Origin of the sequence: Mucilaginibacter xinganensis (assembly GCF_002257585.1) — a bacterium.
Classification (GTDB): domain Bacteria; phylum Bacteroidota; class Bacteroidia; order Sphingobacteriales; family Sphingobacteriaceae; genus Mucilaginibacter; species Mucilaginibacter xinganensis.
Window position 1 is genome coordinate 3,296,063 of sequence record NZ_CP022743.1, and the last position, 24,959, is coordinate 3,321,021.

Annotated in this window: 25 protein-coding genes; 9 read left to right on the forward strand and 16 right to left on the reverse strand. The window is 42.7% G+C overall.

From position 1 onward, the window contains the following. The first annotated feature begins 70 nt into the window (after positions 1–70). From recR to MuYL_RS14465, 3 genes are all read left to right on the forward strand, one after another. Positions 71–688, forward strand: a complete 618-nt coding sequence (recR, locus tag MuYL_RS14455; protein ID WP_094571248.1) for a recombination mediator RecR — start codon at positions 71–73, stop codon at positions 686–688. A 188-nt stretch (positions 689–876) separates the two neighbouring features. Next, positions 877–1,713 carry a glycosyltransferase family 2 protein gene (locus tag MuYL_RS14460; RefSeq protein WP_094571249.1) on the forward strand — a complete coding sequence of 279 codons (837 nt, stop codon included), beginning with the start codon at positions 877–879 and terminating at the stop codon, positions 1,711–1,713. A 348-nt stretch (positions 1,714–2,061) separates the two neighbouring features. Next, positions 2,062–2,877, forward strand: a complete 816-nt coding sequence (locus MuYL_RS14465) for an SDR family oxidoreductase (RefSeq protein WP_094571250.1) — start codon at positions 2,062–2,064, stop codon at positions 2,875–2,877. An 8-nt stretch (positions 2,878–2,885) separates the two neighbouring features. Here the strand turns inward: MuYL_RS14465 and MuYL_RS14470 are convergent, their stop codons facing one another. Both MuYL_RS14470 and MuYL_RS14475 read right to left on the reverse strand, forming a co-directional pair. After that, complete coding sequence (locus tag MuYL_RS14470) at positions 2,886–3,392, reverse strand: hypothetical protein (RefSeq protein WP_094571251.1); 507 nt, start codon at positions 3,390–3,392, stop codon at positions 2,886–2,888. A 112-nt stretch (positions 3,393–3,504) separates the two neighbouring features. Then, positions 3,505–4,473 (reverse strand): ion channel, encoded by a 969-nt coding sequence (locus MuYL_RS14475; RefSeq protein WP_094572952.1) that lies wholly within the window; start codon positions 4,471–4,473, stop codon positions 3,505–3,507. Positions 4,474–4,768: 295 nt separating this feature from the next. Between MuYL_RS14475 and trpD the strand changes: the two genes are divergently transcribed. The 4 genes from trpD (at position 4,769) to trpA (ending at position 8,438) form a co-directional block, all read left to right on the forward strand. Further along, on the forward strand, positions 4,769–5,758 hold the full coding sequence (trpD, locus tag MuYL_RS14480) for an anthranilate phosphoribosyltransferase (protein ID WP_094571252.1): 990 nt from the start codon (positions 4,769–4,771) through the stop codon (positions 5,756–5,758). A gap of 1 nt (position 5,759) precedes the next feature. After that, entirely contained in the window at positions 5,760–6,389 is a 630-nt protein-coding gene (locus tag MuYL_RS14485) for a phosphoribosylanthranilate isomerase (RefSeq protein ID WP_094571253.1), read from the forward strand. Beyond that, positions 6,386–7,567, forward strand: coding sequence for a tryptophan synthase subunit beta (trpB, locus tag MuYL_RS14490; protein WP_094571254.1), 1,182 nt, complete (start codon positions 6,386–6,388; stop codon positions 7,565–7,567). The genes MuYL_RS14485 and trpB overlap by 4 nt, the downstream gene beginning before the upstream one ends. 100 nt (positions 7,568–7,667) lie before the next feature. Continuing rightward, positions 7,668–8,438, forward strand: coding sequence for a tryptophan synthase subunit alpha (gene trpA / locus MuYL_RS14495; RefSeq protein ID WP_094572953.1), 771 nt, complete (start codon positions 7,668–7,670; stop codon positions 8,436–8,438). Between the two features lie 35 nt (positions 8,439–8,473). On the opposite strand, the gene MuYL_RS14500 is transcribed toward trpA, so the two are convergent. The 3 genes from MuYL_RS14500 to MuYL_RS14510 all read right to left on the reverse strand — a co-directional run bounded on the left by MuYL_RS14500 (position 8,474) and on the right by MuYL_RS14510 (position 11,019). Continuing rightward, complete coding sequence (locus tag MuYL_RS14500; RefSeq protein ID WP_094571255.1) at positions 8,474–9,094, reverse strand: L-threonylcarbamoyladenylate synthase; 621 nt, start codon at positions 9,092–9,094, stop codon at positions 8,474–8,476. A gap of 99 nt (positions 9,095–9,193) precedes the next feature. Then, positions 9,194–9,730, reverse strand: coding sequence for a YceI family protein (locus tag MuYL_RS14505; RefSeq protein WP_094571256.1), 537 nt, complete (start codon positions 9,728–9,730; stop codon positions 9,194–9,196). A gap of 200 nt (positions 9,731–9,930) precedes the next feature. Continuing rightward, positions 9,931–11,019, reverse strand: coding sequence for an aromatic ring-hydroxylating oxygenase subunit alpha (locus MuYL_RS14510; protein WP_094571257.1), 1,089 nt, complete (start codon positions 11,017–11,019; stop codon positions 9,931–9,933). A 330-nt stretch (positions 11,020–11,349) separates the two neighbouring features. On the opposite strand from MuYL_RS14510, the gene MuYL_RS14515 reads away from it, so the two are divergent. Next, positions 11,350–13,482: a tetratricopeptide repeat protein gene (locus tag MuYL_RS14515; RefSeq protein WP_094571258.1), complete on the forward strand. Its 2,133-nt coding sequence runs from the start codon at positions 11,350–11,352 to the stop codon at positions 13,480–13,482. Between the two features lie 115 nt (positions 13,483–13,597). On the opposite strand, the gene MuYL_RS14520 is transcribed toward MuYL_RS14515, so the two are convergent. From MuYL_RS14520 to fdhD, 11 genes are all read right to left on the reverse strand, one after another. Continuing rightward, on the reverse strand, positions 13,598–14,761 hold the full coding sequence (locus MuYL_RS14520) for a glycoside hydrolase family 172 protein (protein WP_094571259.1): 1,164 nt from the start codon (positions 14,759–14,761) through the stop codon (positions 13,598–13,600). A 9-nt stretch (positions 14,762–14,770) separates the two neighbouring features. Continuing rightward, a complete protein-coding gene (locus MuYL_RS14525) occupies positions 14,771–15,601 on the reverse strand; it encodes an amidohydrolase family protein (protein ID WP_094571260.1) in 831 nt (276 codons plus the stop codon). A 42-nt stretch (positions 15,602–15,643) separates the two neighbouring features. Beyond that, positions 15,644–16,432 carry an SDR family oxidoreductase gene (locus tag MuYL_RS14530; RefSeq protein ID WP_094571261.1) on the reverse strand — a complete coding sequence of 263 codons (789 nt, stop codon included), beginning with the start codon at positions 16,430–16,432 and terminating at the stop codon, positions 15,644–15,646. Positions 16,433–16,493: 61 nt separating this feature from the next. Continuing rightward, positions 16,494–17,771 carry an L-fucose:H+ symporter permease gene (gene fucP / locus MuYL_RS14535; RefSeq protein ID WP_094571262.1) on the reverse strand — a complete coding sequence of 426 codons (1,278 nt, stop codon included), beginning with the start codon at positions 17,769–17,771 and terminating at the stop codon, positions 16,494–16,496. 45 nt (positions 17,772–17,816) lie between these two features. Continuing rightward, on the reverse strand, positions 17,817–19,052 hold the full coding sequence (locus MuYL_RS14540; RefSeq protein WP_094571263.1) for a DUF6786 family protein: 1,236 nt from the start codon (positions 19,050–19,052) through the stop codon (positions 17,817–17,819). Positions 19,053–19,057: 5 nt separating this feature from the next. Further along, positions 19,058–19,921 (reverse strand): fumarylacetoacetate hydrolase family protein, encoded by an 864-nt coding sequence (locus MuYL_RS14545; RefSeq protein WP_094571264.1) that lies wholly within the window; start codon positions 19,919–19,921, stop codon positions 19,058–19,060. 161 nt (positions 19,922–20,082) lie between these two features. Then, positions 20,083–20,397 carry a ferritin family protein gene (locus MuYL_RS14550; protein WP_094571265.1) on the reverse strand — a complete coding sequence of 105 codons (315 nt, stop codon included), beginning with the start codon at positions 20,395–20,397 and terminating at the stop codon, positions 20,083–20,085. A gap of 65 nt (positions 20,398–20,462) precedes the next feature. Further along, on the reverse strand, positions 20,463–21,017 hold the full coding sequence (locus tag MuYL_RS14555; RefSeq protein WP_211710154.1) for a histidine phosphatase family protein: 555 nt from the start codon (positions 21,015–21,017) through the stop codon (positions 20,463–20,465). A 10-nt stretch (positions 21,018–21,027) separates the two neighbouring features. Next, positions 21,028–23,346 (reverse strand): FdhF/YdeP family oxidoreductase, encoded by a 2,319-nt coding sequence (locus MuYL_RS14560; RefSeq protein ID WP_094571266.1) that lies wholly within the window; start codon positions 23,344–23,346, stop codon positions 21,028–21,030. Continuing rightward, positions 23,343–23,699 carry a DUF7009 family protein gene (locus MuYL_RS14565; protein ID WP_094571267.1) on the reverse strand — a complete coding sequence of 119 codons (357 nt, stop codon included), beginning with the start codon at positions 23,697–23,699 and terminating at the stop codon, positions 23,343–23,345. Before MuYL_RS14565 ends, MuYL_RS14560 begins: the two co-directional genes overlap by 4 nt. After that, a complete protein-coding gene (gene fdhD / locus MuYL_RS14570) occupies positions 23,683–24,546 on the reverse strand; it encodes a formate dehydrogenase accessory sulfurtransferase FdhD (RefSeq protein WP_094571268.1) in 864 nt (287 codons plus the stop codon). The genes MuYL_RS14565 and fdhD overlap by 17 nt, the downstream gene beginning before the upstream one ends. Before the next feature lie 156 nt (positions 24,547–24,702). Here fdhD and MuYL_RS14575 point away from each other — a divergent pair, with 156 nt between their 5' ends. Then, positions 24,703–24,945, forward strand: coding sequence for a MoaD/ThiS family protein (locus MuYL_RS14575; protein ID WP_094571269.1), 243 nt, complete (start codon positions 24,703–24,705; stop codon positions 24,943–24,945). The last annotated feature ends 14 nt before the right edge of the window (positions 24,946–24,959 follow it).

Consider the following 24,959-nt stretch of genomic DNA (forward strand, 5'->3'; position numbering starts at 1 on the left):
CGCCGGATTGCAGGTAATCTTTCCGATCAGCAAACTTCCGGACTTTCGGACTATTCCCTATCTTCGCAACATGAACTTTTCATCAAGGTTGCTGGAAGATGCTGTGGCTGAATTTGCGAAATTGCCGGGAGTTGGTCAAAAAACTGCCTTACGCCTGGTTTTACACCTGCTTAACCAGGATAAGAGTGATGTAGAAAAGTTCAGCGCCACCATTAGCAAGCTGCGCAACGAGATCCAGTTTTGCCGGGTTTGTTTAAACCTCTCCGATCATCCTGTATGTGAGATCTGCTCATCGCCAAAACGCGACCACACCCTGATATGTGTAGTGGAAGATACGCGCGATGTAATGGCTATTGAGAATACGAACCAATATAACGGCGTATATCACGTACTGGGCGGCTTAATATCTCCTATGGATGGGATCGGCCCGTCAGATCTTGAGGTAGATTCATTGCTCGACCGTTTAAAAGAAAACGATGTAAAGGAAATTATTTTTGCCCTTAGCGCAACAATGGAAGGCGACACCACTATTTTTTATTTAGATAAGCGCTTAAAATCTTTTAATATCACCATCTCTACCATTGCCCGCGGGATAGCTTTCGGCGGCGAGCTGGAATATGTAGATGAGATCACTTTAGGGCGGTCTATTGCTACCCGGGTGCCCTACACCAATTCTGTTTCAAGGTAAAAATAAGTAAGCTGCGCCGTCAGTTTTAAACAAATCGTCGTCACTAAACACAGATTTGTAAAAGTTACAATACATCTCCCCTTTCTGCATATATGGCATATATTTTGGGATACATTAGTGCTGGTAATTGAGTTGGCCCCGGCTAACTTGGTTCCAAGCAAATTTGTATCACCATCTATTGTTTAAGTATGATGAAGCTATCCGTAATTATTGTAAATAACAACACGCGCATACTGCTTAAACAAGCAATAGCTTCGATAATAAACACCTGCAAAAATATTGATTATGAGATGATTATAGTAGATAACAACTCTACAGATCATTCCCTTGATATGCTTGCCAACAATTTCCCTCAATTACAGGTTATTGCCAATGAAAGTAACGTTGGGATAGCAAAGGCAAACAACCAGGCGCTGGCGCTTTGCACAGGGGAGTATATTTTAATGGTCAGTGCGGATACAATAACCGTCAGCGATGCTGTTGAAAAGATGATAACATTTATGGACGAGCACCCGGATGCCGGTGGAATGGGGATAAGAATGCTCAGTCCGCAGGGGCGTTTTTTGCCGGAGTCTATTCACGGGTTAAACAGCACCTGGGGTACATTTTTAAAACTCATCGGCTTTGCAAAAAACCTGTCAAAAACTAGGCTCTATGACCGCCACCGTAAAGATTGGGTGGAAGAATTTAAAGTAACGGAAACTGATATACTGAACCGGGCCTGCATGATGCTGCGCAGATCGGCTTTGAGTGAAATCGGAACCTTTGATGAACGCTTCTTTATGTTCGGCGCTGATATTGATCTGTCATACCGTTTAAGGCTGGCGGGTTTTAAAAACTACTACTTCCCTAAAACATACATTATTAACTTTGAGAGCAGTCAGCTGGAAAAATTTAGCTGGGATTACGTCAGGTACTATTATGGCGCTATGCTGCTATTTGCCCTTAAGTATTTGGTAAGGGTACCTGAAATTAACGTTAAGGGCATCCCGCAATTGTTCCCGTCAACTTACCAGGTCAAATAAATATTCCATCCATTTAATTCATCGCAGGTGACCATAATTTAGCCGTTTAAGAAACAATAAAATTCTTAAATTTGGCCGGTGAATTTGGCACTTCAATATTTCAACAACGGCAAACCGGCAACAGGCCGATTATACCTGCAACACCGCTCCTGTGCTTTGGTTAAAAAACTACAAACAAAGATTAAAATCAGATCTTATTTTCCAGTTTTAAATTTTGCAAGCTGTGGGCATAGTTATTACCCGTCAAATCACTCCACCTTTTTATTTACCCGCTATACATGGCAGACTTTTGCAGGTAGAACTATTACAATTCAATCAACATCAATAAGCGCTGCATTTCTTTAACTTATGAACTTAACCAATAAAGTAGTAATAATTACCGGTGCTTCTTCAGGAATAGGTAAATCACTTGCCGCAGAATTTGCAAAACGTGGTGCAAACCTGGTTTTAGGGGCCCGGCACTTTGTGAATTTATGCACCATAACACAACAGCTTGAACAGCAATATAAAATAAAAGCGATAGCCGTACAATGCGATGTAACCATTGAAGATGACTGTGAGCTTTTAATTAAGCAGGCGCTGGTTACTTTTGAACGCGTTGATATCCTGGTAAACAACGCAGGGATTTCTATGCGGGCATTGTTTAATGATACCGATGTTAAAGTTTTAAAATCAGTAATGGACGTAAATTTTTGGGGCACAGTATATTGCACCAAATACGCCCTGCCCGAGATCTTAAAAACCAGGGGCAGTATAGTGGGGGTTTCATCAATCGCGGGATATAAAGGCTTGCCCGGCCGGTCGGGGTATTCGGCATCAAAATTTGCGATGAATGGCTTCCTGGATGCGTTAAGGGTTGAAAACCTGAAAACGGGCGTACATATTTTAACGGCCTGCCCCGGTTTTACGGCATCAAATATCCGAAATACCGCTTTAGATAAAGAAGGTAACGAACAAAGAGAAAGTACGTTAAATGAACAAAGCATGATGACCAGCGATGAGGTAGCAAAAATCATCGTCAACGGAGTTGAGAACAGGGCGCGAACGTTAATTATGACAGGCCAGGGAAAACTAACCGTTTTGATCAGTAAATTTTTTCCGAAGCTGCTGGATAAGCTGGTTTACAATACGCTGGCTAAGGAAAGAAACTCTTTGTTGAAATAAGTATAAAACTAGATTATTTTATCTTCCGTTAGTTTTTTCATTAATTCACTTATGCTCTTATCTATAGCGTCAGTCATACCATATTGTCCATAAACATCAAATTCACCTTTCCAAACATTTTTTTTGGTATTCCGATCAACCAGTGTTAATTCAAAATTGCCTCCATCAACCATATTGTTAGTGGAATGGACTTCTTTTTGACTAATTATCATTACCGCTTCGGGAGAGAACTCATCAATTTTCTTATTAATATCATCGTTATCAAGCAATGATAAAGAATCGCTTATGTAAAGGCTTGTTTTGACTCCCTTTTCTTCAAGTTTATTTTGAAACCCTCTCACAAATCCCACGCAAAAGTCATTTGCTTTTTTAGACCCATTCATCATTAAATAAATGCGTTTAGGTTGCCTGGTATAGTTGGCGTCTTTATTAGAAGTTATTTTAGCAGAGACGCAAGATTGAAGAATGATTATAATTAACAGCAGAAATGATTTGGGAAATAAATTTTTACTCATGTAACAGGTTTAGTTGTTGAATATAAATATTGACACTTATTTCCGCGAAAATAGTAAAATTAAAACATGAAGCAGCGGGTGTCTAAATGATTTTTTCGCATATCGAGCTCCGTTAATCCACTCCCACTTTTTCCAGGTCAAATGGGGTATGATCGCTGATTTTGCTCAGATCTAACACGATTCGGCCTGAGTCATCGCGGTCAAAAACGGGTTTGAATTTTGCTCCCCAAATAATTTCATGCGCCTGGTATTGGGTGCGTGAATGCACCGTTTGTGAAAAGGTATCGTCAAACGCCCGCAAAAGGATAGCAAAGCCGGCTTCTGATTTGATCATATCCTCTTTGGACATATCAATCAACGGACTGTTCTCATCCAGCGGATGGACAATGGTCCAGTTAAGGGTAAGTACGCTTACTTTGCGGCGCTCTACCTCGAGCGGGTAAAACCTGCGGATTGTTTTACCATCAGCAGTGGTTTCATTGTAGGAAAATATGATCTCAATTTCAAGGTCTATCAGCATGTTCCGGCGCAGGTTGGCCAGCCTGAACATTACGCCCCTGCCTTTTTCCAGGTATGGCGCCACCAGGATGTTTTTGCTGTAAAGAATCTGCGCCGACGGCCTCGAAAACCTTCCGTATAATAAACCGGTAGCCAGCGCAAAGGCCAGCAAACCCAACATTGATTCCAGCGCTGCAACACTATTTGTCCCCATGCCCCTGGGGCTGATATGCCCATATCCCACTGTTGAAATGGTTTGTGCCGAAAAGAACAGGGCATCCATAAAATGCGCAAACTGGCTGTTGCCCGAAGTTCCGTCCAAACTATTTGCCCCGAATGACATATAGATACATGCAAATATGATATTGACCACCAGGTAGCAGCTTAAAACCAAAGCCCAAAACTTTGCCCAGCTCATGGTAATAAGGGTGTGATAGTTATTGGCGGTATTAAAAAAAGGCAAACCTATGCGTCTCACGTTTGGCGAACCGTCCTTATTCATTAAGGGCTGGTTCTTCAAAACCGGCTGAGGGCCAAAGCCCAGGTCGTCTTCAGGATTTATATTTCGCTTTTTTAATGTCATTTTTGCACGCATATCATTTATGCTGTTGTAAAAATATCATTCTGCTTGCTTTTAGTAAAAACTATTTCCATATTTGTGGCACAAACAACAATGAAAACAATAAACAACAATTGGTGGTGGCTTAACGAGTAATCGTAAGGCAATTCCATTTTTTGTTTTTTCAAAATATTCAAAAGGGTTGCCATTTTCGGCAGCCCTTTTTTTATGCCCCCGCCCCGCTGAAGCGGGAGTGATTTGCAAAGGGGCTTACAGGTATTAATAAACTTTTAAAAATTCCCCTTTAGGGGCCAGGTGCATGAAACAGATCTTAAATCATCTTTTTGAACACAAAACATTTACCCGCGAGCAATCGAAAGAAATTTTGACCGCAATTGCACAGGGTAAATATAACAATGCGCAAATGGCAGCATTTATGACCGCCTATTGTATGCGCAGCATTACGGTGAATGAACTGGAAGGCTTTCGCGACGCGATGCTGGAGCTTTGCCTGCCTATTGACCTGGAAACCGACCAGGTAATTGACCTGTGCGGCACAGGCGGCGACGGAAAAGACACGTTTAATATTTCAACCCTGGCCTCGTTTGTTGTTGCCGGTGCAGGTTATAAGGTAGCCAAACATGGTAATTACGGGGTTTCATCAGGCTGCGGATCGTCAAACGTGATGGAGTTTTTGGGCTGCAATTTTACCAATGATACAGATAAGTTAAAAAACAATATCGGCAAGGCAAATATCTGCTTTTTGCACGCACCGCTTTTTCACCCGGCAATGAAAACGGTGGCCCCTATCCGAAGAGAGCTGGGCGTAAAAACGTTCTTTAATATGTTAGGGCCGCTGGTTAATCCCGCTAAACCTAAAAACCAGTTGGTTGGGGTGTATAATTTGGAACTTGCCCGTGTATACGCGTATCTGTATCAGAAGTCGAATATTAAATATACCATTGTTAATGCGCTGGAAGGTTATGATGAAGTATCCTTAACCTGCGATTTTAAAACATTTTCGGCCGCCGGCGAAAAAATAAACAGCATCGAAAATCTTGGTTTTGATAAGCTTGACCCTAAGGAAATTTTAGGCGGCAATACCGTGAGCGAATCGGCTGAAATTTTTGTGGCGGTACTTAATAACAATGCGACAGCCGCCCAAAGCAACGTTGTTTTGTGTAATGCAGCCCTGGCTATTAACACCGTAAAACCCCAAAACAGCTTTGCCGATTGCTTTTATGAAGCAGAAGAAGCGCTTATTACAAAAAAAGCTTTAAAAAGCTTTGAAAATTTACTGGCTAACTAACATGAAAATAAAAGTTTGCGGCATGCGCAATCCGGACAATATAAAAGCGGTGGCCGGTTTAGAACCCGGCTACATGGGATTCATATTTTATGGCTCGTCGCCAAGGTTTGCCGGTGAACTGCCTATTGAAGCACTTCAGGAGATCCCGTCAGCAATAAATAAAACTGCAGTTTTTGTAAATGAAAGTGCAGCGGTAATTAATACGATCATTGACAAATATGATTTTGATTTTATCCAGCTACATGGTGATGAAAGCCCTGCGTTTTGTAAATCATTCAGAGATAAGGCTATCGTGATCAAAGCCTTTGGTGTAAACAGTGATTTTGATTTCAAACAGCTCACCAGGTATAAAAACAAGGTGGATATGTTTTTGTTCGATACCAAAACTGATCAGCACGGCGGCTCGGGTAAAACATTTGATTGGGGCATTCTTGATAAGTATGACATGGATATCCCTTTCTTTTTAAGTGGCGGCATAAGCCCTGAAAATATTGAGGAGGTGAAATACATCAATCACCCTAAATTCTACGGCATCGATATCAATAGCAAGTTTGAGATCTCGCCCGGCTTAAAGGACATTGAAAAATTAGAAAAAGCATTTAATATAATTAAACAAAGCGCAGAGCAATGAAATACGGAGTTAATGAACAAGGATATTACGGCGATTTCGGCGGGGCCTACATTCCCGAAATGCTGTACCCTAACGTTGAAGAATTACGCCAGCAGTATTTAACCATCATCAATGATGATGCGTTCAGGGCTGAGTTCGACCAGCTTTTAAAAGATTATGTCGGCAGGCCCTCACCTTTGTACCTCGCTAAAAGATACTCTGAAAAATATGGCGCAAATATATTTTTCAAACGCGAGGACCTGAACCACACCGGCTCACACAAGATCAATAACGCTATAGGCCAGATCCTTTTGGCAAAGCGTCTTGGCAAAAAGCGTGTGATCGCCGAAACCGGCGCCGGCCAGCATGGCGTTGCAACGGCCACTGTTTGTGCCTTAATGGGTATTGAATGTGTGGTGTATATGGGTGAAGTTGATATGGCCAGGCAGGCCCCCAATGTGTCGCGGATGAAAATGCTTGGCGCAACGGTTGTACCGGCAACATCGGGAAGCAAAACGCTGAAAGATGCGACCAATGAAGCCATGCGTGACTGGATTGGCAACCCGGTTGATACCCACTACATCATCGGATCGGTGGTTGGCCCCTATCCTTACCCGGATATGGTTGCACGTTTTCAATCGGTTATCTCATTTGAAACCAAAAAACAATTGCTGGAGCATACCGGGAAGGAATTGCCGGAATATGTAATGGCTTGTGTAGGCGGCGGCAGCAATGCAATGGGGATGTTCTACCACTTTCTTGACGATGAATCGGTTAAACTGGTAGCCGTTGAAGCAGCAGGAAAAGGTGTGGACAGCGGGCATTCAGCTGCAACAACATTCCTGGGACGGGAAGGCGTGCTGCATGGCAGCCGTACCATATTGATGCAGACCGATGACGGGCAGGTAATTGAACCTTATTCCATTTCTGCCGGGTTGGATTATCCCGGGATAGGCCCGCAGCACGCGCACCTGTATAAAATACAGAGGGCACAATATGTGAGCGTTACGGATACCGAAGCGCTGCAGGCCGGTTTACTATGCAGCCAGCTGGAAGGTATCATTCCTGCCATCGAATCGGCCCACGCCTTTGCCTATCTGGAGAAGATGAAATTTAAAAAGGACGATACCGTGGTGATCTGCCTTTCGGGCCGGGGCGACAAGGATTTGGATACCTATATTAAATATTTTGGATATTGAAGAAGTTTATGGTCAATAGACCATAGACAATAGTAAATTGTCATATGCATATAAATTTTACCTCCATGGACTATTGACCATGGACTATTGGATAAAAAAAATGAACCGCCTCAATCAACTTTTCAATACAAAAAAAAACAACCTGCTATCTATTTATTATACGGCAGGATACCCGGAAATTAACACCACGCTTGATATTGCTGAAGCGCTGGAAAAAGCAGGTGTCGATTTCCTGGAAGTGGGATTCCCCTACTCCGACCCGGTAGCTGACGGGCCAACAATTCAGCACAGCTCTGAAAAAGCTTTGGAAAGCGGGATGACACTTAATTTGTTATTTGAGCAACTGGCTGACCTGCGCAAACGGATAACTATCCCTATTCTGCTAATGGGCTACGCTAACCCCATGATCCAGTACGGAGTAGAGCGATTCTGTAAAAAAGCAGCCGAAGTTGGTGTTGACGGCGTAATTGTGCCCGACCTGCCCATGTACGAATATGAAACTTTGTACGCCGGATATTTCAAGGATAACAACCTGAGCAACATTTTCCTGGTTACGCCGCAAACTTCGGAAGAGCGGATCCGCAAAATTGATAAACTCAGTAACAGTTTTATCTATTTATTATCCTCATCCGCTATAACAGGCGGCAACTTACAGGTGTCAGTTAACATTGAGGATTACTATAAACGAATAAAAGCGATGGAGCTTAATAACCCGGCGATTATAGGTTTTGGCATCTCGGATAATAAATCATTCAGCAAAGCCTGTGAATATGCCAGCGGCGCAATTGTAGGAAGTGCGTTTGTAAAGCTTTTAGGGACGGAAGGGTATATGGAAAAGATTCCGGGGTTTATTGAATCAATCAGGCTATAAGATACCGGGATCACGAATTTAAAACTTCGTGATTCTTATAAATACAACTCCAAATCCCCCTTACCTTCACGGATAATTTCAAATTCGCCGCCGGTACAATCTACAACGGTTGACGGGACGTTTTCACCATAGCCACCATCAATTACCAGATCGACAAGATCCTGGTATTTTTCATAGATCAGTTCAGGATCGGTTGAATACTCAATGATCTCGTCGTCGTCTTTAATGGAGGTTGAAAGAATGGGGTTCCCCAATTGCTTTACAATCTCGCGGGCAATGTTATTGTCCGGCACCCTGATCCCGACCGTTTTTTTGTTGGAGCTTAACAGCTTCGGCACATTATGACTGGCATTAAATATAAAGGTGAACGGACCGGGCAATGCTTTTTTTAATACCCTGAAAGTGGCATTATCTATCGGCTTGATATAATCGGAAATATGGCTCAGGTCATAGCAGATGAACGAAAAATTAGCCTTATCCGGTTTAATATTCCTGATCTTGCAAATGGCTTCTATTGCTTTATGGTTGGTAATATCGCAGCCAAGCCCATAAACGGTATCTGTGGGGTAAATAATCAGGCCGCCTTTACGCAGCACCTCAACAACCTGTTCTATAGCTTTAGGATTAGGATTTTCGGGATAGATCTTGATTAACATAATAGCTTAACAAATATACTCGGTAAAAGGTTGTAAAGCAAAAAGCCATTTGTTTTGAACAAATGGCTTTTTATTACAAGACTGGAATAGCCTTATAAATTATTTCTGTTTTGCAAACTGTACGTTGATTAACAATTTAATATCCTCACCTACTACAATTGAACCGGCTTCGGTAACGCCATCCCAGGTTAAACCAAAATCTTTGCGGTTAATTTTACCGGTAACTTCAAATCCGGCTTTGGTGTTTCCGTAAAAATCATCAGTTGAACCGCCAAATTCAGCAGCCAATGTAACTGATTTGGTAACACCTTTAACGGTTAGGTCGCCTGTAAGCGCATATTCGTCATCACCTGTTTTTTTGAACGAGGTTGATTTGAAAGTAATTTGCGGATATTGAGCGGCATCAAAAAATTCAGCTGATTTTAAGTGCTCATCTCTTTGCGTTTGGTTGGTATCAATACTATCTATATTTAAAGCAAAAGAAATATCAGCATCTTCAAAACCATCATTTGCAGTTTCCAATGTGCCTTCAAAGCTTTTGAAAAAACCGCTAACTGTTGATATAACTAAGTGTTTTACTTTAAACTGAACTTCTGAGTGCATTGGGTCTATTACCCATTTTGTTGCTGTTGCCATGATTTTATTTTTTTGATTGTTTTATTTAGATCAAATGTACAAATTAGATGTTTAAACATCTAATTTCTTTATCAATATTACAATTGTCTTACAATGCTAAATCTAACACTTCAAAACCGGTTTTGTTGCAGCTATCTTTTGTTAAAACTGCATTTTACAATATCATCACAATAACCTAACAATAATTGCGAATTACGCTCCTATTTATTCATAAATTCGGCCAGTATGCGGTGAAAATGATGGGTGCCCTGCTCCCTGGTTACAGAGTAGCGCCCATGTTTGTAAAACCTGGACCGGACACCACGCTGCACATTTTCAACAATCTCCTCGTCCTCCTGCTCTACCTTATCAAGGCCCGCCCCTGCCCCTTTATTCAATTTGGATTCGTCCCAAACATAGGAGAAAAATTTAACCCTGCACCCGCCGACTGACACCGGTTCAACTACATTAACAGAAAGCCCCCAGGGATAAAAGTTAAACATCATATTAGGGAATACCCAAAAATAGTATGCAGCCACGTTTTTACCATAATCAGGTGACGATGGCGGGAGATCGAAACAATCGACGGCTGTTTTTGATAAACCCAGTTGCAAGCTTGAGTAGGGGAAAAATATTTCCGTGGCATATTCGCCGTAGTCGATTACCGCGTTTAACCCGGCATGTACAAATGGGATATGAAACCCTTCCAGGTAATTTTCGCAATACAAAGCCCAGTTGGCTTTTACGTTGAACACCCGCGACATTGCCGGTTCAAATTTAAAATCAGCCAGCGGCATCCAGTTTACCCGTTCTGTCATGTCCCTGAAAAAAAGGTCTGTTGGGTATTTATTTTCAAGGGAAGTAAAAAGCCAGTTGCTCCAGCTAAAAAGCGCCGGTTTCGACAGGTCATCCCCGGCCGTCGGGAAATTTTTAACTTCCTTAAATTCGGGCATCGACATAAATCTGCCATCGAGCCCGAACATACGCCCGTGATAGCGGCAACGCAAACTATTTAACTTGCACGCTTTTTCAACAACCAGGTTGCCCCGGTGGGTGCAAACATTCGACAATACATTAATTTCGCCGGTTTTGTCTTTCGCCAATAACAGGGGTTCATCCATGTAATTTCCCAGGAGCGTAAAGGGATGTACATCACCTTTTGCGCTTACCAAACCGGTATGGCCTATAAACTGCCACGAAGCAGCAAATATTTTTTCCCTGCATTGTTCAAACACTTCTGCGCTGGTATAAAAATCAGCAGGTAGGGTTTTTGCTAAAGCGATGTCAGGATCTACAAAGTAATGGGGCATATTTGTTCAGTTTCGAAAGTTAAATTAAGCAATTACATATAAACTACCTAAGTATTTATATAAACGAGGGATTATAAACCCCAAAATGAGAAACTAATCCCCTATTTTTAAAATTACAACCATTTGCAGAATATTTGCGTAATACACCAGCAAGCGTTTTTTGGGGTGAAAATTGCGCATTGATCGCGCTATTTGCTTATAAATTTAAGTTTTGGCAGATTTCACTATCTTGGGGCATTAAAAATGACTTACCATATAAACGTTTGGTCATACAGTTTAAATCACAGTTAATATTTGGCTTATTTATTGCCAGTTTTGATGTAGCATATCATGAAAAGACTTTTAATTTTTATTTCACTTATACCGTTCCTGGCCTTTGCCCAATCATCAGATGAACATTTGAGACTGGCGAATGAGTTATCGGGTAAAAAGAATTACGCTGCTGCTATTCCTGAATTTACCAGGGCAATTGAGTTAAATGGCAACAACACCAAAGCTTATCTTTACAGGGGGAATGCCTACAGCAATAACAAGCAATATGAAGAGGCAGCAGCTGACTTCACAAAGGTGCTCGCCGCTGATCCTGGTAACGCAAATGTTTATTACTACCGGGCTAATGCATACAACAATCTAAAATCATACAAAAACAGCATTGACGATTATAACAAAGCCGTTGAACTGGGCTTACGTAATGCAGACACTTATCATTACCGGGCAAACGCTAAATTAAACTCTGGAGACAACAAAGGCGCAGTTGAAGATTTCACGAAGGCCCTGGCGATAACCCCGAATAACCCGGAATTATATGAGTACCGCGGTGTGGCAAAGGCGAACATCAATGATAATAAAGGTGCTATTGAAGATTACACGGTATCCGCGAGGTTAAATCCCGATAATGCCGATGTGTACTACTATCGCGCCAACGCAAAAGGCAACATTGCCGATCTGGACGGTGCGATTGCTGACTACAATACCACTTTACGTTTAAACCCATCTAATGCTGAAGCTGTATTTTACAGGGCAAACATGAAGGTGAATTCAAGTGATTACAAAGGCGCTATTGAAGATTATAAAAAAGCTGCTGCAATGAAGCCGGGAATCCCAAACCTGTATTACTACCTTGCAAAAGCCATCAGCAACATTGCCGACAACAGCACAGCCATTGAATATTTTAACAAGGCCATATCGTTGGACCCTAAAAACGCTGAGCTTTATTTATACCGTGGAATTTCGGAAAGCAAACTTGAAAACAAAGATGCGGCAATGGCCGACTATAACAAAGCCATTGAACTTGATGCGCATTTATCAGAAGCATTTCAAAACAGGGCTGATTTAAAGATCGAAAAGAAAGATTATCAGGGTGCCTTGGATGATGCAAATAACGCTGTAAACTATGGCAAAAGCCAGGATGGCTACGCTTATATAACCAGTGCAAAAGCAAAAAGGGCCCTGCGCGATACTACCGGGGCGCTTGATGATTATAATTCGGCTGCCCGCTTAAATCCCAAAAATTCAAACGCTTTTTTTGGCCGTGGCGAGATGAAATTATTGTTGCTTGATTATGCAGGAGCCATTGCCGATTTTACTACGGCAATTGAGGCTTACCCGGGAAATTCAGACGCTTATTTAAACCGCGGATTGGCCAAAAGCAGAATGGGGGATAAACAAGGCGCCATAAAAGATTTTAAACGCCAGGTAGAGCTTGATCCTAAAAATCAACAAGCCTATATAAGACTGGGCAAAATATTGCTCGACGACAGGCAATACGCAGAAGCTATATCATTATTTAACAAAGGAGTAACACCTTACACCAAAAACGGGAAACTTTTAGTGCTTCGCGGTGCTGCACTGGGCGGCCTTGGAGACAATAAAGGCGCAATGGCTGATTTTGACCGCGCGATAGCTATCGACTCAAATGCTATATCGCAAGCTTATAGCGGACGGGCAAACGTTAAACTGGGACTTAAGGACTACGACGGAGCCGCTGCAGATATAACCAAAGCGGTTGAAAAGGACCAGAACAACGATGACGCTTATTTTATAAGAGGCAACTTAAAAATGATCCAAAAAAACTATGAGGGTGCCGTGTATGATTACATTAGTGTGTTGCTGATTAACCCTGAAAATTTGAAAACGTATGCTTACCGTGGCCTTGCTGAAGCTTATGTAAAAGATACGGCAGCTATGAATGGTGATTTTAAACAAGCTGTTAAGCTGAGCCCTAAAGATGGCAATAATTATATTTTACGTGCGAAAGCCAAAATATTTATGAAAGATTACCAGGGAGGGCTAAGCGACTTTGCGAAGGCGATTGAACTGGAGCCCCATAATTATGACACCTGGCTGGGTCGCGGAATTGCCAAATTACAGGCGGGCGATAAAACCGGTTGCGCTGATTTAAATAAGGCAGTTGAGTTAGGGTCAAAAGAAGCAGTTGACGAGTTACGAAAATACTGTAAGTAAAGACCGGCAGGGAGCAATTAAGGAAATGAGGTGACAAATTCACCCTGGTTTTCACCACCTAATATAATCCAAACTATGATTGCCGGTTAAAGCAATCATAGTTCAAAAAAAAAACTTAGTTAACCTCCAGTTGATCCCGGGAAGGAAACACCGGGAAAACACCGTGAGGTTCGCTTTGGTACCAAAATACCACCGAAGCCAGGTCGTCTTGTAGTGGCATATAGCGCCCGTCATGATGCCAGCCCAAATCCTGCAGCGTTACTTTAAGATCTTTTTCAAAACGGATCGGGTCGGCTATATGCCACCGGTATAACCCAAAGCGTTGTGCTACATTATAGTGCCCATCCCCTCTTAACACTTGAGGTAAACCCGTATAAGGGCCGCTAAACTCCGTATATTCACTGGTTTCAGTACCGTTTGCATTTTTGTGCATGCTGTCAAAGTCATAAGCACCATTAAAATAGTCTTCAGTACCGGTCCCGGCAATTGTAGGAAATTTTGTATCGCCGTCCATAAAAAACTTAATCTCACCCTCGCCCCACCAACCATTTTTATTTGAACCATAGGCCAGGTAAGTACCCACATATTGCCCTTTTCCTTTAATGCTGTCAACCAATACAAAATCCTTTTTAAACGGCAATGGGTTTACCCTTCTGAACTGGGCATGAAAATAACCCGCATCTTTAGGCACATCCGTAAGTGTATAATCAACCTGGTAATACAGCACCATATCTTCGTCATCTATATTTTCCATGGTTATGCGGCATTTTTTGCGGAACGGCATAGGCCAGTAACAATTTAAACCACTACCGGGGTTAACAACTACCGCCAGCGAGGTAACCGGCGCATATTTACCCCAGCCCATACAAAAGAAATCACCAACAGGCGCTTCAACAGAAGGAGTGGCTTCATCATCCCAGTAAAACCTGATGATTGAATATCGCCAGTTGCCGGTAGGTGTCATCCAGATGTGCTGGATGGCCCCCGCTTCATTAATTTCAGCAATGGTATAAGTGGTGTGCTTTTTGATAACAACACTTGGGCTTACTTTCCAGGTTTGGCCCAGATCGCGCGACGCGCCGGCACCTGTTCCCGTTGTGGCCATGCCGCCTTTTCCCTTTTCGCCATTAAAATTTTCAGGGCTGATGGATCTAGTCCTCGCGTCAGACATCCGGTAAAGGTTACCCATATTTACACCCAACCCGTTAAACTTCTCCTGTGCAAAAGCAGCGAACGAAAGCAATACCCCTGCTAAAACAAATAAAGCTGATCTTTTCATAACTATTAATCAATTAAGTTTATAAAATTCAACTGCGTTAAGCCCCCAAAAACGGGCTTGCTCATCCGGCGATAGCTGAGCTGTATAATGCTCCACCATTTTGATCATGTTATCATATCCGCCGGCGACGTTACAAACGGGCCAATCAGACCCATACATCACCCGCCCGGGGCCAAAGGCTTCAAATACCACATCCAGGTAAGGCTCAAAGTCGCCTGGCTTCCAGTTTTGCCAGTCAGCCTCCGTCACCATTCCCGATATTTTGCACCATACATTTTCATTCTGCGCAATTATCTTTATGTTATTTGCCCATTTTTCAATATTCTTATTTTTTATGTCGGGCTTGGCAATGTGATCAATCACAAACCGCACACCCGAAATATGTTTCACCAACTGATTGGTATATCCCAACTGGTCAGGAAATATTAAAATATCGTAGGCCAGGTCATAATTTTTTAGCGCAGCTACACCTTTCATAAACTGCGGGTTAAGCATATAAGCCCTATCCGGTTCGCCCTGTAAAACATGGCGCACTCCTTTCAACTTTTCGAAGCCGCTATAGTGGGCTATCCTTTCCCTTACATGCGGGTCCATCAGGTCAACCCAGCCTACAACACCTTTTATGAAATTATTATTTTCCGCAAGGTTCAGCAGAAATTCAGTTTCGTTTTCGCTTTGATCAGCCTGCACGGCTATGCAGCCATCGATGTGGTGTTTATTTAATATAGGTTCAAGGTCTGGCGGATAAAAATCCCGGCGTATTACCGCCATAGAATTATCTATCCAGCTATCCCTTATAGGATCATATTTCCAAAAGTGCTGGTGGGCATCTATTTTCAATTCAAATTTATTTATAACTTATAATTCTGTTAACTGCATCAGCTATGCATTTGCTAAAGCTCTGTCTAAATGCACATAGCCGCCATCCACATAAATGAGTTGCCCGGTAGTGTGGCTTGATCTTGGCGACAACAGAAAAACGGTCATGTTAGCTATTTCTTCGGCTGTGGTCATCCGGTTTTCCAGCGGGATCTTTGATTCTATATCTTTCTTTTTCTCGTCCGGGTTTGGCAAGGTTTTGATCCAGTTCTCATATAGAGGTGTCCAGCATTCGGCAACCACTATAGCGTTCACTCTGATGCCGTATTTTAAAAGTTCAACCGCCCATTCGCGGGTTAACGCATTTCTGCCGCCATTTGCTGCAGCATATCCCGATGTATTTCCCTGCCCGGTATCGGCAGTTTTCGAAGTAATATTCAATATAGCTCCTTTTGATTTTTTTAAAGCCGGTAAAGCGAAATGAGCCATCAGGTAGTAATGAACAACATTTTTGTGCAGCGATGCCATAAACTGTTCATAATTTCCGTTTTCCAGCCCCACCCCATCGTTTACGCCCGCATTGTTTACAAGACCGTCTATCCGGCCAAAATGTTGCAGAATTTCATTGATAGCTTTCTCGCATGCATCCGGGCTGGTAAGCTCGGCAACAACCTGGTACGCCTTGTCACCGGCGGCCTCCACCTCGTTAACAACTAACAGGTTGTCGGCTGCGCTTCTCCCCACTATTACGGGTATTGCACCCTCCGCAGCCAGGATCTTTACTATTCCGGCTCCAATCCCCTTCGCACCACCGGTCACTACTATTACTTTATTTACTAATCCTAAATCCATTTTTGTTTAATTTTAATTATTACCTCTCAACAGGCGCCTTCCAAAAAAAACGTTCTTTTAATTAATGCCCGCTTACAACTTCTAATTTTTTAACTCTCAAATTAGTTGTAGCAAAATAGAGTATGTAAGAGAAACATATAATTGGCACCAGGTAAGCAAATTTGATATTACTTGCATCTGAAACGAGTCCCATTATTGGTGGAATTGTTGCACCGCCCACTATACCCATTATTATTAATGACGACCCAAGCTTAGTTTTTTGACCCAATCCCCTTATACTAAGTGAAAACACAGTAGGGAACATTATCGACATAAAGAACGTAACCCCCATTAAGGCGATAACCGTGAATTTACCATGCAGGAAGAAAATAACGATGAGCAGTATTACATTCATTACACAATAAAAGGCAAGCAATTTCACAGGGTTTATATACTTCATCAGGAAGGTACCACTAAATCGCCCCAGCATAAAGCAAAATGTGGCTGCTGTAAGGTAAAATGAAGCCGGCTTTTCTTCCAGGCCGGCTACCCTTTCAGAATACCGGATAAAAAACCCCAGGATACCTGCCTGTGCGCCAACATAAAAAAACTGAGCGATAATTCCGTTTCGTAAATTGCTAATCTTTAATAAAGATCCTATTTGATTTAGCAAAGACCTGTTGTCCTCCTCAACTGATTGTTCAGTATCGTCAACAATTTCAGGCAAAGGGGTTCTGAATATCAAAAAGGCTACCACCAACACAACCAATCCAATTATTAAATACGGGATTTGAACGGATGAAGCTTCTTTGTTTAAATAGTCATTTAGCTGTGCAGGTGACATAGCAGCCTCTTGTGCAGCCGTTAATGTTTTACCTGACAAGATAAAAACGCCACCTGCCAACGGGCCCAGCGCGGCAGCCAGCCCATTGAACGACTGCGAAAAATTGATCCGGCGCGTGGCAGTTGAAGGGTCACCTAATACCGTGATATAAGGGTTTGCAGCTGTTTCCAGAAACGCTGCCCCGCTAAAGATCACAAACAACGAGGATAAAAAGAATGCATAGCTCCTTACCGCAGCCGCAGGAAAAAACAGGAATGCACCGATAGCAAAAAGTACCAGTCCTAACAAAATACCGCCTTTATAGCCATACCTGTGCATAAAACGCGCCGCAGGAATCGGTAAAATAAAATAAGCAAAATAAGAAGCCGAGTCAACCAGCGACGATTGAAAATCGGTTAACTGGCAGGCCTTTTTTAAGTGTGCTATTAATATAGGATTTAGGTTAAGCGCAAAGCCCCAAATAAAAAACAGGGACGTAACTAACGCTAAAGCAACAAACTTTTGATCTTTTGACATGAATGCAGTTTAATAGGTTTATAATAATTGGTGCGCTGAATATAATTATTTAAATGCAGCTTGTATGTCCCCGAGCGATATTCCGAGCGTTTTTAATGCTATTGTATTCAATTCAGCCTTATCTCCCGTAAAATGGAACACACTATGATTGTGTGCAAGCTTTTCATTGGGTTTAAGGAACGCAGCCGGCGAAACACTTTCAATTTCGTAAAAAGGCCCCATTTGTGTTTTATCGGCCAAGGGGCCGTCGTTATATGCGTTAACGGCATCGCCAGTAAACGCGTCGCGGTCGGTGCGCCATTCCTGGTTAAGGTAAGTGGCTTTAGGGCTTATATCGAAAAGGGCTATGGTAAGCACATTGTTTTCTGCATCATAACTGCCGGCCAGGGTTTTGGCCCGGTTTGGCGGCATGCCCAGCTTTCCGCGCGATTTGCCGTCAGCTTTAAATAACAATATGCCGTTATTGAATTTTATCCTGTCTTTTGAAATCTCGCCAAAATAATCGGTGGTGGCAACTTTGCCTGTGGCGCCGTCTTCATAAGGAACAACAATAACGGTTTTGGGCGATGGGGTGAACATATCCAGGTTCCAGATGCATGGCGCCCCTGTTTGCTTATCCCAGGCCTTATCGCCGGTATTGGTTAAAGTAGTGGTGGTGTGAAAAGCAACCGCTTTTACTTTATCATCAAAATCAATCCCAAGTAGCTTTTTAACATCGGCAGATTCCATAATTTCAATATCCCGACTGATATACAGGTTGAGTACAGTACCGGCATAATTAAGCAGCTTTGCTGATTTAGACAGCACGGCCTTTTTATCAGTGTTGGAAATCAGTTTCCAGCTTTGGTTATCAACAGCAGCGGGGGTATGCCAGTTAGCAAACTCCATTTTTGTGCCCGGTTTAAAGAAAAGTGAAAACTTTCCGCCCTCCGGCCCCAGCCACAGCCTGTCTTCTCCACCATAAGCGTTCATGTGCTCGTCCGGTTTTTCCTGGTCAAATGTTTTATAATTGATCCACCCAAAGCTTTTGCCATTAACGCCATCGGCTGTTGAGGTAAACACTTTCGCCTGGTACCTGGGCGAAACAATGATCTGCGCGCTGCCGTCCGTGCTGTTCAACAGGATTACGCTGTCTTTCTTCTTTAAAAAATCAAGGTCGTAACCGAAAGTACCTTTTGCATACGGACTATCGGCGAAAATTTGCCGCGGCGCTTTATTTTGCTGACAGGTACTTAAGCACAGCGCAGCCAACGCGATGGATGAATACTTTAAAACATTCATTTAATTCAGGATTTATGTTTGGGATTTAGTGCAACGGTATTTACAAGCGTACCTATTTTATCAATAGTAATCTCTATTTCATCGCCTGTTTGTAAAGTAAACCCGGCCGGCGGTACCAGGCAGGTTCCGGTCATAAGGTAACATCCATAGTTGAAGTCGCATTCGCTGTATAAATAGGTTACCAGCTCATCAAATGATCTTTTTATGCGGGATACCGTTGTTTCTTCAGTATAAATGGCAATGCCCCCGCGTTTAATTTTGAGTTTTATTGCAGTTTCGCCGCCAATAGGTGATGAACTCACATAGAGGCATGGCCCTATTGCGGCGCTTTTTTCATATATTTTGGCCTGCGGCAGGTAAAGTGCATTTTCGCCCTCTATGCTCCGGCTGCTCATATCGTTGCCGATGGTGTATCCCTGGATTATACCTTTTGAATTGATAAAAAGCGTTAGCTCAGGTTCCGGTACGTTCCAGGCGGAATCTTTACGGATATAAACCTGCTGCCCATGGCCCGACACACGCGAAGCGGCAGCCTTAAAAAATAGTTCCGGCCGCTCGGCATCATACACCTTGTCATATAAACTGGCAGCTCCTGAGCCTTCTGACTCCTCCATCCGTGCATCCCTGCTTTTTAAATAGGTAACTCCGGCGGCCCAAACTTCCTGGCGGCTGATGGGTGGCAGTAAGGAGGCATCAGTTAACCATTCTGCTTTTTCAGCTGCTGTTAATTGTTTCGCGGTTTTAAACTTTGTCAGTAAATAACTTTCCAGGTTATCCCGGTTTACCAATTTATCCCAGGGTTCGTCAATAACAAATAAAGCAGCATCATGCTCCAGCACAATACCCTTAATTGTATAGTACAATTTCATGATCAAGTTTAAAGAAAAAAATCTTTAAATGTATGCTGTACACTTGAAAATAAACTGGACCGCCCCTGCAAAAGCATATCTATAGTAGCCAGCACTACAGATACACTTTTATTGAGCCACTAAATAGTGTGTAAGATGCGTATTAACAAACAAGCCGGTAGTTATTCAGCCGCATCTTCTCCCTTTTTACCCAAATTTACGATATCGCCCTTCTTAAACAGGATCTCCTTAAGGGTAGCCTGCCAAACCGGCTTTTGACGAAGCAGGAATTCAAGATCCATTCCAAAATGCTTAAACTCCTCCTGCTGTGCATTTTCCATAATGGCCTTTGCATCCTTATTTTTTTCAACAGAAATACGCTGCTCATACCAGTTAATGGCTTCAGCTTCTTCTGTTAATGAAACTATCATCCGCGCGAAGGTGCGGGTTTCATCAGACAGTTCATTTACGGGTTCGTGGTATTGATCAAATGACATAATTTATTTTTACAATAAAAGCAGCCAGATCAAATTTTGTTTGTGCAAACACCACTAATTTTAGCTTAAAAAGAACACCCCGCAGCAGGCGTAATCCCTTCCTTATCCATAGTTAAAACGGGTTTGCCATTTTTATAGGTAATTATCCAGATACTGTCAAAATCGTCGTCGCCCCATTTTAAGCCGTTGGTCTTCACACTCAACGCTTTTAAGATATTATCAAGCGCTTTGTGTTCCCATACCACTATCACTGTACCCGTTTGAGTTTCCAGCTTCTGCGCCAATGACGCATAATCATCAACCTGGTATTTAGAATTTATCTCTAACGCGTATTTAACAGCCAGCGGGGTGGCGGTTTGAAACATGCGGGCATGCCCGGTTGACTTTTTTGAATTGATAGATGGAACAAACACACCCGATGGCGTACCAAATTTTGCCACCAACACTTTGGGTAGCTGCAAAGCGCGGTTAAGGCCTTTGCAATTTAAGTTATCGCCGGCAGCTTCTTTTTCACCATGCCTGATCAGCACAATTTTTAAATTATTTTGCTGGGCTATAGCTGGTTTGCAGGCCAGGTTAGCCATAAAAATGAATGCTAATACCGAAAGGAAGTTTCTCATAGTGCAGCTATTAATTTTGAGGTACGTGTTTTTTTATTTTAATAAAAATGAGTTTTGATGTGGGGGTGTTGCTTTTTATAGCGACACTATCTATCGGTACTAAAACATTGGTTTCGGGATAATAGGCAGCAGTATTGCGTTCCGGAATATTGTAAGGTACTATTACAAACAAGCGCGCTACCCTTTCCCTGCCGCCATGATAGTTAAACAGGTCAACCTGATCGCCTTCTTTAAAACCACCTTTTTGAATATCCTTCCGGTTCATAAATATCACCCGGCGCTCGTTATGAACACCGCGGTAACGGTCGTCCAGGCCATAGATGGTGGTATTAAACTGATCGTGACTGCGAATAGAAGTCATCATATATTCGTCATCAGCCAGTTTATGTTCCGGGAGTTCGGTAAGTGTAAATGGAACTTTGTTATCATAGTCATCGGTTTCAAATTTTCCTTCGCGCGCTGCATTGGGCAAATAAAATCCTCCCGGCTCACGCACCCGTTTGTTATAATTATCAAACCCTGGGATAACCCTTTCAATTACGTTCCTAACCTCATCATAGTTTTTGGCGTATTTGTCCCAGTCAACAACAGACCTGCTGCCTAACGTAGCTTTTGCCAGTTCGCAAACAATGCGGGTTTCGTTCAGCAAGTTATCAGAAATAGGATCAAGCACCCCTTTTGACATCTGGATAACCCCCATTGAGTTTTCACAGCTTACCAGCTGCACTTCGCCGCGCACAATATCCTTATCGCTTCGGGCCAGGGTAGGCAATATAATTGATTCCTCGCCATGCACTAAATGACTCCGGTTTAACTTGGTAGAGATATTAACCGTAAGCTTCATTTTGCGCATCCCTTCAGCGGTGTAAAGCGTATCCGGCGTTGCAGACAGGAAGTTTCCGCCCATGGCAAAAAAAACTTTCAGCTTTCCATCATTCATCGCTTTGATGGTATCAACCACATCGTATCCGTGATTACGGGGAGGTTCAAAGCCAAAAATTTCTTTCAGCTTGTCCAGCTGCTTTTCATATGGCTTGTCATAAATCATCATGGTGCGGTTACCCTGTACATTGCTGTGGCCGCGCACCGGGCACAATCCCGCTCCCGGCTTGCCTATGCTGCCTTTCAGCATAGTAAGGTTAACAATTTCTTTAATGGTATCTACGCCGTTTACATGCTGTGTGACCCCCATAGCCCAGCAAATAATTATCCTGCTTTTATTTTTAAGCATCTCAGCAGCTTCTTTGATCTGCCGTACCGGCACACCGGCTTCCACTGCCAATTCATCAACATTATATTTTTCAAGGTGATGCAAAAACGCAGTGTACCCGATAGTTTTATTTTTAATGAGTTCATGATCAAACACTGTCCCCGGATGCTCAACTTCAGCGGCATACAGCAATTTTTCAATAGCTTTTATTAGCGCCATGTCACCGTTAATTTTCACTTGTAAGTACAGATCGGCCAGTTGGGTGGTAATACCGAGGACACCCTTAACCTGCTGCGGGTTTCTAAAACCCATTAGTCCAGCTTCAAAAAGCGGGTTTACAGCTATAATTTTGGCCCCGTTCTCTTTCCCCTTTTGCAGGGCGCTCAGCATTCGCGGATGATTGGTACCGGGGTTTTGCCCGATGATCATGATCACATCCGTATCATAAAAATCTTCGAGCTTAACGGTTCCCTTGCCTATCCCTATCACCTCGGCAAGCGCGGCACTGGTCGATTCATGGCACATATTTGAACAATCGGGCATGTTGTTGGTACCAAACTCCCTTACAAATAACTGGTACATAAATGACGCTTCGTTACTTGTGCGGCCTGAAGTATAAAAAGCAGCTTCATTTGGCGAGGTAAGGCTGTTTAGCTGTTCTGCAATCTTTTTAAAAGCCAGGTCCCAGCTGATAGCCTGGTAGTGTGTGCCTCCTTTTGGCAGATATACCGGTTGTGCTATGCGGCCTTTTTTGCCTATTTCATAGTCATTGAGCTTTGCAAGATCGGCTACAGAATTCTGTGCGAAGAATTCTGCCGTTAATTTTTTGGTTGTCGCTTCTTCGGCCAATGCTTTTGCACCATTTTCACAATATTCAGCTATTGGCGAACGGTCATCATCCGGATCAGGCCAGGCACAGCTGGAACAATCAAAACCGCCTTTTTTATTCATGTGGAACAACGCTTCCATTCCGCGCACCACGCCGGCCTCGCCTATCACATCAACCATTGCTGCATTAACAGCAGGAATACCTGCTGCCCATTTTTTTGGCGCTGTTAATGTTAAATCCAGTAATTCTTCGGGGTTTTCTGCAGCGGGGTTTTCTGTCTCTTTGCTCATCGTGTTTTTTCGGCTAAAGGATTGGGGTAATTATCACTTTGGTCTTCTGCCACATTATCCAGGCAGGTAAAGTCTTTTTCAACCAGTAAATATAGTTCACCGTCTGTGTTATCAAAGCCCACCCGGTCTGTATGTTCCAGCTCGCTGATCATCTTTTTGGGCACAAACAACGTAATTGTATTGTTGTTAAATGTCGCCGATAACCTTGTATCATCCACCACCTGTAAATCATAGATCAGCTTCTGTAAGCCAAAATTTACACTGTCTTCCAAATGACCGTTTTTAACCAGGGCTGATACGTCTGTGCGTGTTAGCCGGTACCTGACAGCATTGCTTTTAATTCGAATTTTCATAAACCGGGAATAAAATGCGGTAACCCGCGGTATAAATATTAAAACGCTGGTTCCTTAAAAAACCAACCAATGTTATATCAAATTCTTCTGCCAGCTCAACGGCCAGGCTGGAAGGTGCACCCACCGCCGCAATTATTTTGATACCGGCCATCACTGCTTTTTGAATAAGTTCAAAGCTGGCACGGCCACTAAGCAGTAAGATATGGTTTTTTAAAGGCAGTAAGTTTTTTGTTAACGCCGCTCCAATCAGCTTATCCAGCGCGTTATGCCTGCCAACATCTTCCCTAATCAGTAATAAATTGCCATCCAAACTAAACAGCGCTGATGCATGCAAACCACCGGTTTCTGCAAAAACCTCCTGCCTATCCCTCAATATTCCGGGCAGCCGATACAATAATTCGCTATTTACAAAAATAGGTTGTTCGGCTTGTTCATTAAAAACACCTACCGTACGGATAGCACTTATAGATCCCTTGCCGCAAACGCCGCAACTGGAAGTGGTGTAAAAATTGCGTTCTGAATGCTGTAAATTGGGTATCACTCCTTCATTTAGCTTAACCTGGATCACATTTTCCTTATTCTCCGCACATGCTATAAAGCAATAGTCAACCTTGGATATTTCGGCAGCATTCTTTACAATACCCTCCGTAAATAAAAACCCTGCGGCAAGTTCTGCATCGCAGCCGGGGGTACGCATAGTGACAGAAACATTCTGAATTTTTGGTTCTCCGTTCAGTACATACTCCAGGCGAATCTCCAATGGCTCTTCAATCGCCAGTGCATCGGTTGCTTCAATACTTTCAGCGTCAGTTACTTTGGTTACAGGGATCCTTTTAATTTCAGGCATGGAACAGATTTGAGAAATTGAATTCAAGATACGACCGATTTATCTAAGATCAATAATAAAAACCAAGCTTGTTTAATATTGTTTTTAGTTAAATATACGTTCAAATAATTCATTATCTAAACGTGTAGTTATCAGTATTTACCCTAATTTTGAAGTATGAAGATTAAAATTCTGGCGTTTGGCATAGCAAAGGATATATTCGGGAGCACGTCGGTTAATTTAGAAATGGCGAATGACGCCACAGTATATAATTTAAAATACCTGCTCGAACAAGAGTATCCGCGACTAAAGCAGCTGGCATCGTACATGGTGGCTGTAAATAATGAATATGCTTTGCCCGGCGACAACTTGCACGAAAGGGATGAAATTGCTATTATCCCCCCGGTAAGCGGTGGTTAAAACCCGGTATAATT

Excerpts from the sequence above, each read along its gene's own strand:
- MuYL_RS14545 (WP_094571264.1), bottom strand. The coding sequence starts at position 19,921 with ATGAAATTGTACTATACAATTAAGGGTATTGTGCTGGAGCATGATGCT.
- MuYL_RS14520 (WP_094571259.1), bottom strand. The coding sequence starts at position 14,761 with ATGAAAAGATCAGCTTTATTTGTTTTAGCAGGGGTATTGCTTTCGTTC.
- fucP (WP_094571262.1), bottom strand. The coding sequence starts at position 17,771 with ATGTCAAAAGATCAAAAGTTTGTTGCTTTAGCGTTAGTTACGTCCCTG.
- recR (WP_094571248.1), top strand. The coding sequence starts at position 71 with ATGAACTTTTCATCAAGGTTGCTGGAAGATGCTGTGGCTGAATTTGCG.
- fdhD (WP_094571268.1), bottom strand. The coding sequence starts at position 24,546 with ATGCCTGAAATTAAAAGGATCCCTGTAACCAAAGTAACTGACGCTGAA.
- MuYL_RS14475 (WP_094572952.1), bottom strand. The coding sequence starts at position 4,473 with ATGACATTAAAAAAGCGAAATATAAATCCTGAAGACGACCTGGGCTTT.
- MuYL_RS14505 (WP_094571256.1), bottom strand. The coding sequence starts at position 9,730 with ATGGCAACAGCAACAAAATGGGTAATAGACCCAATGCACTCAGAAGTT.
- MuYL_RS14515 (WP_094571258.1), top strand. The coding sequence starts at position 11,350 with ATGAAAAGACTTTTAATTTTTATTTCACTTATACCGTTCCTGGCCTTT.
- trpB (WP_094571254.1), top strand. The coding sequence starts at position 6,386 with ATGAAATACGGAGTTAATGAACAAGGATATTACGGCGATTTCGGCGGG.
- MuYL_RS14465 (WP_094571250.1), top strand. The coding sequence starts at position 2,062 with ATGAACTTAACCAATAAAGTAGTAATAATTACCGGTGCTTCTTCAGGA.
- trpA (WP_094572953.1), top strand. The coding sequence starts at position 7,668 with ATGAACCGCCTCAATCAACTTTTCAATACAAAAAAAAACAACCTGCTA.
- MuYL_RS14560 (WP_094571266.1), bottom strand. The coding sequence starts at position 23,346 with ATGAGCAAAGAGACAGAAAACCCCGCTGCAGAAAACCCCGAAGAATTA.
- MuYL_RS14500 (WP_094571255.1), bottom strand. The coding sequence starts at position 9,094 with ATGTTAATCAAGATCTATCCCGAAAATCCTAATCCTAAAGCTATAGAA.
- MuYL_RS14470 (WP_094571251.1), bottom strand. The coding sequence starts at position 3,392 with ATGAGTAAAAATTTATTTCCCAAATCATTTCTGCTGTTAATTATAATC.
- MuYL_RS14550 (WP_094571265.1), bottom strand. The coding sequence starts at position 20,397 with ATGTCATTTGATCAATACCACGAACCCGTAAATGAACTGTCTGATGAA.
- MuYL_RS14460 (WP_094571249.1), top strand. The coding sequence starts at position 877 with ATGATGAAGCTATCCGTAATTATTGTAAATAACAACACGCGCATACTG.
- MuYL_RS14485 (WP_094571253.1), top strand. The coding sequence starts at position 5,760 with ATGAAAATAAAAGTTTGCGGCATGCGCAATCCGGACAATATAAAAGCG.
- MuYL_RS14575 (WP_094571269.1), top strand. The coding sequence starts at position 24,703 with ATGAAGATTAAAATTCTGGCGTTTGGCATAGCAAAGGATATATTCGGG.
- trpD (WP_094571252.1), top strand. The coding sequence starts at position 4,769 with ATGAAACAGATCTTAAATCATCTTTTTGAACACAAAACATTTACCCGC.
- MuYL_RS14530 (WP_094571261.1), bottom strand. The coding sequence starts at position 16,432 with ATGGATTTAGGATTAGTAAATAAAGTAATAGTAGTGACCGGTGGTGCG.
- MuYL_RS14555 (WP_211710154.1), bottom strand. The coding sequence starts at position 21,017 with ATGAGAAACTTCCTTTCGGTATTAGCATTCATTTTTATGGCTAACCTG.
- MuYL_RS14565 (WP_094571267.1), bottom strand. The coding sequence starts at position 23,699 with ATGAAAATTCGAATTAAAAGCAATGCTGTCAGGTACCGGCTAACACGC.
- MuYL_RS14510 (WP_094571257.1), bottom strand. The coding sequence starts at position 11,019 with ATGCCCCATTACTTTGTAGATCCTGACATCGCTTTAGCAAAAACCCTA.
- MuYL_RS14540 (WP_094571263.1), bottom strand. The coding sequence starts at position 19,052 with ATGAATGTTTTAAAGTATTCATCCATCGCGTTGGCTGCGCTGTGCTTA.